The sequence below is a fragment of the Streptomyces sp. NPDC060031 genome (genome assembly GCF_042736805.1).
In the GTDB taxonomy this organism is placed as follows: domain Bacteria; phylum Actinomycetota; class Actinomycetes; order Streptomycetales; family Streptomycetaceae; genus Streptomyces.
This window is the reverse complement of the sequence record NZ_JBHWVM010000073.1, coordinates 1-13,073: the sequence shown is the minus strand read 5'-3', so window position 1 is coordinate 13,073 and position 13,073 is coordinate 1. Positions and strand designations below refer to the sequence as shown.

Below are 13,073 nucleotides of genomic sequence, written 5' to 3'. Positions count from 1 at the left end.
TGGGCTCGTCAGATGCACGAAGACGTGCGCGGCGAGTACAGAACGGGTGGACTGATCACATGGGACGGGTCACCGAACGCCGTCGCGTCGTCCGGATCCGCGGCGGCGTAGCCGGGGCCCGGCCGGACACGCTGGTCGCGGAGGAGCCGCTGGAGATACGGCTGAACGGCAAGCCGCTGGCCATCACGATGCGCACCCCGGGCGACGACTTCGCCCTGGCGGTGGGTTTCCTGGTGAGCGAGGGCGTGCTGGGCTCCGCGGCGGACGTACGGGCCGTGACCTACTGCGAGGGCGCGGCAGAGGACGGCACGAACACCTACAACGTCGTCAACGTGCAGCTCGGGGCCGGGGTTCCGGTCCCGGACATCACGCTGGAGCGCAACGTCTACACCACCTCCTCCTGCGGGCTGTGCGGGAAGGCGAGCCTGGACGCGGTGCGTACGGCGAGCCGCTTCCCGGGGATCGCCGCCGACCCGGTACGGGTGTCCGCGGAGCTCCTCGGGGAGTTGCCGGACCGGCTGCGGGCGGCGCAGAAGGTCTTCGACCGTACGGGCGGGCTGCACGCGGCCGCGCTGTTCTCGGCGGCGGGCGAGCTGCTCGACGTACGGGAGGACGTGGGCCGGCACAACGCGGTGGACAAGATCGTCGGCCGGGCCCTTCAGGCCGGGCGGCTCCCGCTGACGGGGGCGGTCCTGCTGGTGTCGAGCCGGGCGTCCTTCGAGCTCGCTCAGAAGGCGGTGATGGCCGGCATACCGATCCTGGCGGCGGTCTCCGCGCCGTCCTCGCTGGCGGTGGACCTGGCACTGGAGACGGGGCTCACCCTGGTCGGCTTCCTGCGGGGGCGGGACATGAACATCTACGCGGGCGAGCAGCGGATCACCCTGCCGGGAGGGACGGCTTAACCGCGGCGGCCGCGCCGGGCCGCGGACCGGGACGCCACCGGCTTCGGGACCGGGGGGTCGATCCGGTGCAGGTCCAGGGTCGGCGGGAGCGGGGTGGCACCGGGGCCGCCGGACTCGGCCCAGGCGATGATCTCGTCGGTCGCCGTGTCGTCCAGGGCCCAGCCGAACCACACCGCGCGGGCGCCCCGGCGGCGGGCCTCGGTGGCGGGCTGCACCACGATGACGTTGGCCTGCGCGCACGGCCCGAGGCAGTCGGTCGTACGGACGGCCAGGCGGCCTCCGGAGGCCGCGGCGGCCTCGCTCAGCCGGGCCAGTTGGCCGGCGTGGTCGGTGCCGGGGTTCTTGCGGGGGTCGCCGCAGCAGCAGCCGCGGCAGACCACCAGGGTGCAGGGGCGTTCGGCGTGTGCGCCGAGCGGGCGTATCCAGGTCACCGCCGCACGTTACCGGGCCTGCGAGCTGGGGTGTTGACCGGTCGGCGAGACCTCCGCCACACGGGCGGTGGGCAGTTCGGCGCCGGGCTCGGCCACCGGGTCCTGCGCGCGCCGGCGGGCCAGGACCGCGCACACCATCAGCTGCATCTGGTGGAACAGCATCAGCGGCAGCACGGCGAGGCCCGCCTGGGCGCCGAACAGCACGCTGGCCATGGGCAGTCCGGCGGCCAGGCTCTTCTTCGACCCCGCGAACTGGATGGCGATGCGGTCCTCCCGGCCGAACCCGAGGTGCTTCGCCCCGTACCAGGTGGCCAGCAGCATGACGGCCAGGATTACGGCCTCCACCGCCAGCAGGACGCCGAGGCGCGGGACGCTCACCTGGTGCCAGATCCCCGCGACCATGCCCGCGCTGAAGGCGGTGTAGACGACGAGCAGGATCGAGCCGCGGTCCACGTGGCCGAGCGTCTTCTTGTTGCGGACCAGGAAGGCGCCGACCCACGGGCGCAGCAGTCGGCCGAGGAGGAAGGGCGCCAGCAGCTGGAGGACGATCTTGAGGAGGGAGTCCGGGGAGAAGCCCCCCGCGCCGTTGCCGAGCAGGCCGGCCGCGAGGAGGGGGGTGAGGAAGATGCCGGCGAGGCTGGAGAAGGAGCCGGCGCAGATCGCGGCGGGGACGTTGCCGCGGGCGACGGAGGTGAAGGCGATGGAGGACTGGATGGTCGAGGGGACCAGGCAGAGGAAGAGCAGGCCGCTGTAGAGCGGGGGCGACAGCAGGGTGGGCACGAGGCCGCGGGCGGCCAGGCCGAGGAGGGGGAAGAGGACGAAGGTGCAGGCGAGGACGGTGACGTGCAGCCGCCAGTGGCGCAGCCCGTCGAGGGCCTCGCGGGTGGAGAGCCGGGCGCCGTAGAGGAAGAACAGCAGGGCCACGGCCGCGGTGGAGGCGGCATCGGCGGCGGAGGCGGCCGCGCCGCGGGCCGGGACCAGGGCGGCGACGGCGACGGCGGCGAGCAGGCCCAGGATGAACGGGTCCGCGGGGAGCCGGGCGGGGAGGTGCGGGCGGCGCATGGGGCTGGGTGCTCACTTGCTGTGTCGGGCGGGGGCAAGGGGCGGGGCGGGGGCGGGGGCGGACGGACGGGCTCCTTCGATCGTCGGTGGTCGGACGGTGATCGGGAAACCCGCACACCGCACTGACTGTCATCACGGAACACGATGGCCGTGCCTACGATGGGCGGTATGTACGACCCCGCACAGCTGCGCACCTTCCTCACCGTGGCCCAGACCCTGAGCTTCACGCAGGCCGCCGGGCGCCTCGGCGTACGCCAGTCCACGGTCAGCCAGCACGTGCGGCGGCTGGAGGCGGCGACGGGCCGCACGCTCTTCGCCCGCGACACCCACAGCGTGGAGCTGACCGAGGACGGCGAGGCCCTGCTGGGCTTCGCCCGCTCGATCCTGGAGGCGCACGAGCGCGCGGCGGCCTTCTTCACCGGGAAGCGGATCAGGGGACGGCTGCGCTTCGGGGCCTCGGAGGACTTCGTGCTGACCCGGCTGCCGGAGATCCTGGAGCGCTTCCGCCACGAGCACCCCGAGGTGGAGCTCGAACTGACGGTGGAGCTGTCGGGCACGCTGCACGAGCGGCTCGACGCCGGCCGCCTCGACCTGGTGCTGGCAAAGCGCCGCGGCCCGGGCGACGAGCGCGGCCGGCTGGTGTGGCGCGACCGCATGGTGTGGATCGGTGCGGAGGGACTGCGGGTGGACCCCGACCGGCCGGTTCCGCTGATCGTCTTCCCGCCGCCCGGGATCACCCGGGCCCGCGCGCTGGACGTCCTGCAGGCCGACGGGCGCCCGTGGCGGATCGCGTGCACCAGCGGCAGCCTGAGCGGCCTGATCGCGGCGGCCCGCGCGGGCCTGGGGGTGATGGCCCACACCCGGGGCCTGATCCCGCCGGGCCTGGTGCGGGTGGCCGGGCTCGCGGACCTCGGGACGGTGGAGTTCGCGCTGCTCCAGGGGGACCGCCGCCCGACGGCGGCCTCCGAGGCGCTGGCGGCGGCGATCCTCGCGGGCGGCGACCGTCTCAGCAGGCCCGCCTGACCTGAAGGACCCGCAGATCCGCACTCCCTCGCAGGTCACGGCCCGGACGCGGCGCGGGGGGATCTTGTGGAGGTTTCCGCAACGCCCCCGGCCGGCCGGGTCGGTGGGGTAGCGTCACCGCGCTGCGCGGAGAGGAGCGGGGCCTTGCGCGAGATCACCGTCCCACCGGTCGTCACGGGCGTGCCCGTGGGCGGTCTGGCCGACGTCGTCTTCCTGCACGCCCTCGAGGACCCCGGCCGGGTCGTACTCGGCCGGAAGGCCGACGGAGTGTGGCAGGACGTGACCTCCGGCGAGCTGGCCGCCGAGGTGCTGGCCCTCGCCAAGGGGCTGCTGGCCCACGGCATCGGCTTCGGCGACCGGGTCGCCGTGATGTCCCGTACCCGCTACGAGTGGACCGTCTTCGACTTCGCCCTCTGGGCGATCGGCGCCCAGCCGGTTCCGGTCTACCCCACCTCCTCCGCCGAGCAGGTGCACTGGATCCTGTACGACTCCGGGTGCACGGCCTGTGTCGTCGAGAACGAGGACCAGGCCATGACCGTCGGGTCGGTGATCGAGCGGCTGCCGGGCCTGCGCAGGCTCTGGCAGCTCGACTCGGGCGCGGTGGACGGGCTCGTCGAGGACGGCCGCGGCGTGTCCGAGGACGTGGTGCACCGCCATCGCGGGGCTGTCACCCCCGACGCCATCGCCACCGTCATCTACACCTCGGGGACCACGGGCCGGCCCAAGGGCTGTGTGCTGACGCACGGCAATTTCATGTACGAGGCCGACACGATGGTCGCCCGCTGGGAGTCCGTCTTCCAGGCGGGGCCGGGTGAGCAGCCTTCCACCCTGCTCTTCCTGCCCCTGGCCCACGTCTTCGGGCGCATGGTGGAGGTGGCCGCCGTCCGGGCCCGGGTGAAGCTGGGGCACCAGCCCGTCCTGTCGGCGGCGGAGTTGCTGCCGGACCTGGCGGCGTTCCGGCCGACCTTCGTGCTGGGGGTCCCGTACGTCTTCGAGAAGGTGTTCGCGGCCGCCCGCCGCAAGGCCGAGGCGGAGGGGCGGACCGGCCCCTTCGACCGGGCGGTGGAGACGGCCGTACGGTACGCGGAGGCGCGCGAGCAGAAGGCGTTCGGCCTCGGGCCCGGCCCTTCGGCCAAACTCCGCATGGAGCACCAGCTGTTCGAGAAGCTGGTGTACGGGAAGGTCCGCGACGCGATGGGCGGCCGGGTGCGGCACGCGATGTCCGGCGGGTCCGCGATGTCGCGCCGGCTGGGGCTGTTCTTCGACGGTGCGGGGATCACGGTGTTCGAGGGCTACGGACTGACCGAGTCGTGCGCGGCGGCCACCGCGAACCCGCCCGGGGCCACGAAGTACGGAACCGTCGGACGGCCGATCCCCGGCAGCACGGTGCACATCGCCGACGACGGGGAGGTGTGGCTGCACGGCGGGCACGTGTTCTCGGGGTACCTCAACGACCCCCGCTCCACGGAGGAGGTGCTGCGCGGCGGCTGGCTGGCGACGGGGGACCTGGGGCGGCTGGACGAGGACGGCTACCTCACCATCACCGGGCGCAAGAAGGAGATCCTCGTGACCTCCAACGGCAAGAGCGTCTCGCCGACCGCCCTGGAGGAGCGGGTGCGTTCGCATCCCCTGGTGTCCCAGTGCGTGCTGGTGGGCAACGACCGGCCGTTCATCGCGGCCCTGATCACCCTGGACACGGAGGGGCTGGCGCACTGGATGTCGATGCGGGGCCGCCCGCAGCTGCCGGCTTCGGACCTGGTGCACGACGCCGATCTCGCGACGGAGATCCGCCGGGCGGTGGTCGCCGCGAACACCCTGGTCTCCCAGGCCGAGGCGATCCGCACCTTCCGGGTGCTGGCCGAGCAGTTCACCGAGGAGCGCGGCCTGCTGACGCCGTCGTTGAAGCTGAAGCGGCGGGCCATCGAGAAGACGTACGCGAGGGAGGTCGCGGCCCTGTACGCGCCCTGATCCGCCGACCGCACATCGCAATCTGACGGACCGTCACTTCACCTTGTCAGTCATATTGACGGAGCGTCAGGTCACGCACAGAATGCGGGGATTCCGACCGGAGGGGATCCCACACATGTTGCGACCGATCCGCACCCTGGCCGCCGCGGCAGCGGCCCTCGCGCTCGTCTCCGCCTGCAACTCCGCCTCCGGGAGCAGCTCGCCCTCGAAGGAGGGCGACTCCCGCGGGGTGAGCGCCGATTCCGTCAAGGTCGGCGGGATCGTGTCGATGACCAGCGCCAGCGGCTACAGCAAGAAGGACACCGATCTCGGAGCCAAGGCCCGGTACCTGAGAGCCAATGCCGAGGGCGGCGTCAACGGGCGGAAGATCGACTACATCGGAGCCGAGGACGACGGGCAGGACCCCGCCAAGAACCTGGCCGCCGCCCGCAAGCTGGTCCAGCAGGACAAGGTCTTCGCGGTCTCCCCCATGAGCTCGGTCACCTTCTCCGGCGCCGACTTCCTGGAACAGGAGAAGGTGCCCACCTTCGGCTGGGGCACACTGCCCTCCTTCTGCGGACCCAAGTACATCTACGGCTTCAACGGATGCCTCGTTCCGACTCCCGGCGGCACCATCAACCAGACCTGGCCGCAGGGCATCGGCCAACTCCTCGGCGGGGCCCAGGGCAAGTCGGTGGCGATCATCGCCAATGACAGCGACGCCGGGAAGTTCGGTGTGCGCACCTTCCAACAAGGGTTCACCAGCGCCGGGTTCAAGGTCTCGTACGCCAAGGCCGCCGTGCCCGGCACCGCCGTGCCGAGCGACTGGTCGGCGTACGTGAAGGAGATCCTCGACAGCAACGACGGCAAGGCGCCGGACGCCGTCGTCTCGGTCATGCAGACCCCCAACAACATCGGGCTGTTCACCGCGCTCAAGCGCAGCGGCTACAAGGGGCTGCTCTCCGACCCGACCGACTACGATCCCGGGCTGCTCGCCAAGGACGCCACCAAGCAGGCCCTGGACGGGGTGCACGTCCTGCTGCAGTTCCAGCCGTTCGAGTCGACGGACCCGAAGATGGCGCAGTTCAAGGCCGACATCAAGGCCGCCTCGGGCGGTCAGGACGTACCGCTCAACATGCACATGCTGACCGGGTACATGTCGGCGGACCTCTTCGTGTCCATCGCGGGGAAGGCCGGGAAGAACCTGACCGTCGAGTCCTTCCAGGCCGCCGCGCAGGGCTTCTCCGACACCGGCACCCTCGTCGGCGACCGGGTGGAGCCCAAGGGGCAGAAGGACAGCTTCGGCTGCGGGGCGCTCGTCCAGCTGAAGAACGGGGCGTACGAGGTCTCCGTACCGTTCAAGTGCCACGAGCCGATCCCCTTCAAGTAGGGGTGCGGGCATGGGAGATCTGCTCGCCGTCGTACTGAGCGGTCTGGTGTCCGGCGCCCTGTACGCACTGCTCGCCTCCGGGCTGGTGCTGTCGTACTCGGCGTCCGGGCTGTTCAACTTCGCGCACGGGGCCACCGCCTACCTGTGTGCGCTCACCTTCTACGAACTGCACTCCGGGCTGGGGTGGCCGGCCGTCCCGGCGGCGCTGCTGGTGGTGTGCGTACTGGCCCCCGGACTCGGATGGGCCCTGGACCGGCTGATGTTTCGGCGCCTCGCCCACGTCGGCGAGACGGCGCAGATCGTGGCCACCATCGGGCTGTTGGTGGCTCTGCCGGCGGCCGGGCTGTGGGCGGTCGAGCTGCTCGCGGACGCGGGGGCCCCCATGAAGCCGGCCGAGAACCAGTTCGGCCTGCCGGGCGTGGGGCCGAGCCCCGCGAAGGCCTGGCAGCCCCTGGACGGCGTCGGCATCGACTCCGACCAGCTGATCACCTGGGTGGTGACGGCGGTGGTGGCGGTGGCCCTGTGGGTGCTGATGCGGCACACCCGGCTGGGGCTGCTGCTGCGGGCCGCCGTCGACAACCGCTCGCTCACCGAACTGCGCGGGATCAGCGCCGACCGGCTGTCGTCGGGGGCGTGGATGATCGCGTCGGGGTTGGCGGGTCTGGCCGGGGTGCTCGCGACGCCGCTGCTGGGGCTGTCGGCGCACGACTTCACGCTGTTCCTGTTCGTGTCGGCCACGGCGGCGGTCATCGGGCGGTTCGCGTCCGTGCCGCTCGCCTTCGCGGGCGGGCTCGGGCTCGGAGTGCTGCAGAACCTGGCCGTCGGGTACGCACACTTCGCCGACGACATCACGGGCTTCCGCACGGCGGTGCCGTTCCTGATCCTGTTCGCGGGGCTGCTGGTGCTGACCCGGCGGGCGCGGACCGCCGGGACGGCCGCCGTGGACGCACCCTCGGTGGACCACCTCGCCGGGGCGCCCTGGGTGCGGCGGTGGGGGGTGTGGGCCGGCGCGGCGGTGCTGTTGGGCACGGCGTTCTACACGGTGACCACCCCGTTCTGGAGCGGGCTCCTCGCGCAAGGGCTCGCGCTGGCCCTGGTGTTCATGTCCTTCACGGTGGTGACCGGGCTCGGGGCGATGGTGTCGCTGGCCCAGGGCACGTTCGTGACCGGGGCCGCGCTGGTGGCGGGGCTGCTGATGAGCCGGGGCTGGCCGTTCGTGGCGGCCGCCGCGGTGGGCACGTGCGTGGCGGCCGTGCTGGGGGCGCTCGTCGCGCTGCCCGCGCTGCGGCTCGGCGGGCGCTCGCTGGCGCTGGCCACCCTCGCGCTGGCGTTCCTGGCCGACCAGGTGCTCTTCCAGATGCGGTGGCTGCGCAACGGCGACTCCGGCTGGTCGGTCCCGCGTCCGGTGTTCGGGCCGGTGGACCTGTCCGACGACCGGGCCCTCGGGGTGGCGCTGGTCGTACTGGTCGCCGTGGTGGCGGCGGGGCTGAGCGCGCTGCGCAACTCGCCGACCGGGCGGGCGATGCTGGCCGTGCGGTCGGCTCCGGCCGCGGCGATGGCCTGCGGGGTGTCGGTGCTGCGTACGAAGCTGCTGCTGTTCACGCTGTCGGCGGGGCTGGCCGGGTTCGGGGGCGTGATGTACGCGTCGTACAACACCCGCATCACGGCAACGGACTTCACGGCGATGACGGGGCTGGTGTGGCTGGCGGTGGTCGTGGCGGCGGGTGTGCGCAGGCCGCAGTACGCGGCCGTGGCCGGGTTGGTGTTCGCACTCGCCCCGCGCGTCCTGTCCGACTACGTGACCTCGTCGGCGCACCTGCCGGTGATCCTGTTCGGCCTGGCGGGCCTGGCCCTGGCCAATGACCCCGACGGGTACTGCGCGGCCGTTCCGGTGCGGTTGGCCAAGCGGCGCGCCGCCGCTTCCCGGGGCTCCGCCCCGGACCCCGCGCCTCCAGCGCCGGCGAGGCCGGATCCGCCCGGGCCAGCGCTGAAATCGCCCGCCCCCGTCGTACCCGCCCTCGAGCTGCGCAGCGTAACCGCCGGGTATGACGGCGGGCTCGTGCTGCACGGGGTGGATCTCATCGTCCGCAGAGGGGAGATCCTCGCCGTGCTCGGGCCCAACGGGGCCGGGAAGAGCACCGCCTGCCGGGTGGCCGCCGGACTGCTGCCCGTCACCCGCGGGGCCGTCCACGTGGGCGGGCGGGACATGACCGACGACGGGGCCGTGTGCCGGGCCCGCGGCGGGGTGCTGCTGGCCCCCGAGGGCCGTGGGATCTTCCCCGCGCTCAGCATCGAGGAGAATCTGGCCCTGTACCTGAAGGACGCCGCCGAACGGGACGCCGTCTACGCCCGGTTCCCCCGGCTGCGCGAGCGCCGCAGCGTTGCCGCCGGCGCCTTGTCCGGCGGGGAACAGCAACTGCTCGCCCTCGCCCCGCTGTTGCAGCGGCCGCCCGAGGTGCTGATCGCCGACGAACCCTCGCTCGGCCTCGCACCCCGCGTGGTGGAAGAGGTGTACGCGCTGCTCACCGAACTCCGCGACGCCGGCACCGCGCTGCTGCTGGTGGAGGAGAAGGCCGCCGAGATCCTCGGGATCGCCGACACCGTCGCCTACCTCGCGCAGGGCCGGGTCTCCTGGTGCGGCCCGCGCGCCGAGGTGGAGGCGGACCGGCTCACCGAGGCCTACCTGGGGATCGCCACATGACGACGCCGTACGTGCTGCAGGGCAGCGGGATCAGCGTCCGGTTCGGCGGTGTCAAAGCGCTGACGGGGGTCGACCTCGGGATCCGGGCCGGCGAGGTGTGCGGGCTGATCGGGCCGAACGGGGCCGGCAAGACCACGCTGTTCGACGTCCTGTCCGGGATCCGGCGGCCGGACCGGGGGCGGATGCTGCTCGACGGGGCCGACATCACCCGCCGCTCCCCCGTGTGGCGGGCCCGGCACGGGATGCGCCGGACCTTCCAGCGCCAGCAGCTCTTCGGGCAGCTGAGCGTGGCCGACAACGTGCTCGTCGCGCAGGAGTGGCGCGGCGGCGGGGGCGGTCTCGCGGCCGATCTCCTCTCCTCCCCGGCCCGGCGCCGCCGCGAGCACGAACGCCGTGAGCGCGGTGAGCGGGTACTGGAGTCGTGCGGCATCGGCCCGCTCGGGGCGGCGTACGCCGGCGGGCTGCCCGTGGGACAGGCCCGGATGGTGGAGCTGGCCCGCGCCGTGGCCGATCCGCCGCGGGTGCTGCTGCTGGACGAGCCCGCGTCCGGCATGTCGGCCCCCGAGCGGGAGCGGCTCGCGACGGTGGTCCGGCGGCTGGCCGCGGAGGAGGGCTGCGCGGTGCTCCTGGTCGAGCACAACGTCGCCTTCGTGATGGACCTGTGCACGCGCGTGGTCGTACTGGACCTCGGTACGGTGCTGGCCGAGGGAACGGCCGCCGAGGTACGGGCGAACCCCCTCGTACGGGAGGCCTACCTGGGGGCCTGAACCCCGCCCCGTGGCGACCATCCGTCTGGCGGGAATACGCGGTCCGGACGTCCGGTTGTCGCCGGTCGTGGGGAGATCCACAGACGACCGGCGCCAGCCCGCCCAGAACCGAGGAACGAGCCAGACGTGAACCAGGTCCCGAGCATCAAGCTCAACAACGGCACGCTCATGCCCCAGCTCGGCTACGGCGTCTGGCAGGTCCCGGACGCCGAGGCGGAGCGGGCCGTCACGACCGCGCTGGAGGCGGGCTACCGCAGCATCGACACGGCGGCCATCTACGGCAACGAGCGGGGTACCGGCAAGGCCGTCGCCGCCGCCGGGGTGCCGCGCGGGGAGCTGTTCGTCACCACCAAGCTGTGGAACGGCCCGTCCGAGACCTGGGGCCGGGACAACGTGCTGCGCGAGTTCGACACCTCGCTCGCGAAGCTGGGCCTGGACCACGTCGACCTGTACCTGATCCACTGGCCGCGCCCCATGCGCGAGGACTTCCTCGCCATCTGGAAGACCTTCGAGGAGATCGCGGCGAGCGGCCGCGCGAAGGCCGTCGGCGTGTCGAACTTCCGCCCGGCCGACCTGGAGCGGCTCGGCGCCGAGAGCTCCCTGGTCCCGGCCGTGAACCAGATCGAGCTGCACCCGCTCCTCCCGCAGGCCGAGCTGCGCGAGGCGCACGCTCGCCTGGGCATCGCCACCGAGGCCTGGTCGCCGCTCGGCCAGGGCAAGGAGCTGCTGACGCTCCCCGCCGTCGCCGGCATCGCCGCCAAGCACGGCCGCTCCGCCGCCCAGGTGGTGCTGCGCTGGCACCTCCAGCTCGGCAACGTCGTGATCCCCAAGTCCGTGACCCCGTCCCGGATCCGGGAGAACCTGGACGTCTTCGGCTTCGAGCTGGACGCCGCCGACATCGCCGCGCTGGACGCCCTGGGCGCCGGCTCCGCGGGCCGCCGGATCGGGCCCGATCCCGCCGTCTTCGACGCCTGAGCGGCCGCCGTGCAGGCTCCTGACGGCGTCTACCTGGTCCGCAATGTCGCCGACGGCCTGCTGCTCCAGGTGGAGGGCGGCAACCGGGTGCGCGTCGGCCCCGACGGCACGCCCCCGGCCGCCCGGCAGTGGGCGATCTCGCCGGTGCACAGCGGCGGCGGCCTCTTCCACCTGGTCAGCGTCCACAACGGCAAGCGGCTCGACGTCGCGAACGCCTCGGCCGAGAGCGGCACCCGCGTCCAGGTGTGGCGGGCGAACGCCTTCGGCGCGCAGGAGTGGATCGTCGAGGAGCACCTCGACGATCCCGGCGTGGTCTCGCTGATCGCCGCGATCAGCGGTCTGCCGCTGGAGGCGGACGCGCAGGGCCAGGCCCGCCAGTGCGAGGACACCGACTCCCCGGCGCAGTGGTGGCGCCTGGAGCCGGTCGCGGACTCCTAGGCCGCCTCTGACCGGCAGGTCCCGTCCCGGGCCCCGAGCGGAGCGGTCAGTCGCGTACGAAGCTCCGCAGCCGGTACGCCGGCTCCGCGCGCGGGACTTCCTGGTCGGGCAGCAGCTCCAGCCGGTCCGCCAGCTCCCGCGGGGTGATCCCGCGCGGCATGACGCGGGAGGCGTACTGCCCGGCCAGCAGCGCGGCCGCGGCGGCGCGCGGGGAGCGGCCCTGGCCGTGGCCGAGGAAGCGGGCCTCGCCGGCGGGGCGCAGGCCCGCGGCGGCCGCGCAGCCGGTCACGGCCTCGGTCGAGTCGGCCGGGGCGGGCGTCAGGTGCGGTGCGAGCACCGCGTCGATGTCGCTGCCGACGTCGTGCGCGGAGTCCTTGTCCACGGTGGTGACGAAGACCCCGCCGGGCCGCAGCACCCGCCCGGCCTCGGCGATGACGGCCTGCACCCCGCCGGGCTCCCGCAGCAGGTGCAGCAGCCACACCGCGCTCACGGCGTCCACCGACCCCGTCCGCACCGGCAGCCGGGTGCCGGAGGCGAGCACCACCGGGAGCCCGCGGGCCGCGGCCATCGCGGCCATCCCGTACGAGGCGTCCGCGCCCAGGACCCGCAGCCCCGGGCGGCCCGACGCCAGCCGGGTGGTGACGATGCCGGTGCCGCAGCCGAGGTCGAGCAGGCTGCGGGTGGCCGCGGGGAGCAGGCCGAGGACCGCGGCCGCCGCGGCCTCGGCGCGCGGGGCGCCGCCGCGCGTGGCGTCGTAGGCCTCGGCCTCGGCGTCGTAGTCGAGCAGGGTCCGGAGTCTCGCCATCAGGCGGCGCCGTGGGCCGGGGCGAGGCCTTCGACGCGCTGGGCCAGTTCGAAGTCCTTCTCGGTCACCGCGCCGCCCGCGTCGTGGCTGTTCACCGACAAACGGACCGTGTTGTAGCCGAGGGTGAGGTCGGAGTGGTGGTTCAACTCCTCCTGCACGGCGGCGATATGGGTGACCAGCGCGCTCGCCGCGAAGTGCGTGCCCAGCCGGTAGGTGCGCAGGATGTGGTCGTCCTCGAAGGCCCAGCCGGGGAGTTCCCGCAACCGGTCCTCGATTTCCTTCTGTGACAGCGGCTCACTCGGCATGCACCGGCTCCTCTTCCCCGTGACGTGTGGTCAAGATTGCCACAGCGCACGCCGGAGGGAGCCTTTCGCGCCATAGTGCGCTCGGGTACTCCTGCGCAACTTCCATGGCAACCGCGCCACCCCTATGCTCCTGCGCCTGAGACGACTGTTACCAGCGGTAACCAGGGGGCATCACCATGGCGGGCACGGGAACGGACACAGGCGCGGGCATAGGCATGGGTGCGGGCACAGGTGCGGGCACAGGCGCCGGCGCCGGCAGTTCCAGGCGTACCTTCATCGCGGGCGCGGCGGCCACCGCCGGAGCCCTGTCGGCCGGCGCGGCCGCGG

At 73.3% G+C, this 13,073-nt stretch carries 12 protein-coding genes; 8 read left to right on the top strand and 4 right to left on the bottom strand.

What is annotated here, in order from left to right; translation table 11 throughout:
• Positions 1–59 precede the first annotated feature (59 nt).
• Entirely contained in the window at positions 60–902 is an 843-nt protein-coding gene (fdhD, locus tag ACFWB8_RS27150; RefSeq protein ID WP_385232398.1) for a formate dehydrogenase accessory sulfurtransferase FdhD, read from the top strand.
• Here fdhD and ACFWB8_RS27145 read toward each other — a convergent pair.
• Both ACFWB8_RS27145 and ACFWB8_RS27140 read right to left on the bottom strand, forming a co-directional pair.
• Positions 899–1,333 (bottom strand): (2Fe-2S) ferredoxin domain-containing protein, encoded by a 435-nt coding sequence (locus tag ACFWB8_RS27145; RefSeq protein WP_385232395.1) that lies wholly within the window; start codon positions 1,331–1,333, stop codon positions 899–901. The two genes, fdhD and ACFWB8_RS27145, sit on opposite strands and share 4 nt — an antisense overlap.
• A 9-nt stretch (positions 1,334–1,342) precedes the next feature.
• The gene (locus tag ACFWB8_RS27140; RefSeq protein ID WP_385232392.1) at positions 1,343–2,395 is read right to left on the bottom strand and encodes a bile acid:sodium symporter family protein; all 1,053 of its coding nucleotides are present in this window, start codon (positions 2,393–2,395) and stop codon (positions 1,343–1,345) included.
• Between the two features lie 168 nt (positions 2,396–2,563).
• On the opposite strand from ACFWB8_RS27140, the gene ACFWB8_RS27135 reads away from it, so the two are divergent.
• The 7 genes from ACFWB8_RS27135 to ACFWB8_RS27105 all read left to right on the top strand — a co-directional run bounded on the left by ACFWB8_RS27135 (position 2,564) and on the right by ACFWB8_RS27105 (position 11,636).
• Positions 2,564–3,418 (top strand): LysR substrate-binding domain-containing protein, encoded by an 855-nt coding sequence (locus tag ACFWB8_RS27135; protein ID WP_385232389.1) that lies wholly within the window; start codon positions 2,564–2,566, stop codon positions 3,416–3,418.
• 144 nt (positions 3,419–3,562) lie between these two features.
• The gene (locus ACFWB8_RS27130; RefSeq protein ID WP_385232386.1) at positions 3,563–5,386 is read left to right on the top strand and encodes an AMP-dependent synthetase/ligase; all 1,824 of its coding nucleotides are present in this window, start codon (positions 3,563–3,565) and stop codon (positions 5,384–5,386) included.
• Between the two features lie 115 nt (positions 5,387–5,501).
• Positions 5,502–6,755 (top strand): ABC transporter substrate-binding protein, encoded by a 1,254-nt coding sequence (locus ACFWB8_RS27125; RefSeq protein ID WP_385232383.1) that lies wholly within the window; start codon positions 5,502–5,504, stop codon positions 6,753–6,755.
• 10 nt (positions 6,756–6,765) lie between these two features.
• Positions 6,766–9,456: an ATP-binding cassette domain-containing protein gene (locus tag ACFWB8_RS27120; protein ID WP_385232380.1), complete on the top strand. Its 2,691-nt coding sequence runs from the start codon at positions 6,766–6,768 to the stop codon at positions 9,454–9,456.
• The gene (locus ACFWB8_RS27115) at positions 9,453–10,223 is read left to right on the top strand and encodes an ABC transporter ATP-binding protein (RefSeq protein ID WP_385232377.1); all 771 of its coding nucleotides are present in this window, start codon (positions 9,453–9,455) and stop codon (positions 10,221–10,223) included. The genes ACFWB8_RS27120 and ACFWB8_RS27115 overlap by 4 nt, the downstream gene beginning before the upstream one ends.
• Before the next feature lie 126 nt (positions 10,224–10,349).
• The gene (locus ACFWB8_RS27110; RefSeq protein WP_385232375.1) at positions 10,350–11,198 is read left to right on the top strand and encodes an aldo/keto reductase; all 849 of its coding nucleotides are present in this window, start codon (positions 10,350–10,352) and stop codon (positions 11,196–11,198) included.
• A gap of 9 nt (positions 11,199–11,207) precedes the next feature.
• The gene (locus ACFWB8_RS27105; protein WP_385232372.1) at positions 11,208–11,636 is read left to right on the top strand and encodes an RICIN domain-containing protein; all 429 of its coding nucleotides are present in this window, start codon (positions 11,208–11,210) and stop codon (positions 11,634–11,636) included.
• A gap of 46 nt (positions 11,637–11,682) precedes the next feature.
• Here the strand turns inward: ACFWB8_RS27105 and ACFWB8_RS27100 are convergent, their stop codons facing one another.
• Positions 11,683–12,423, bottom strand: a complete 741-nt coding sequence (locus ACFWB8_RS27100) for a class I SAM-dependent methyltransferase (protein ID WP_385232446.1) — start codon at positions 12,421–12,423, stop codon at positions 11,683–11,685.
• 17 nt (positions 12,424–12,440) lie between these two features.
• Complete coding sequence (locus tag ACFWB8_RS27095; protein WP_385232369.1) at positions 12,441–12,746, bottom strand: 4a-hydroxytetrahydrobiopterin dehydratase; 306 nt, start codon at positions 12,744–12,746, stop codon at positions 12,441–12,443.
• Positions 12,747–13,073: the final 327 nt, after the last annotated feature.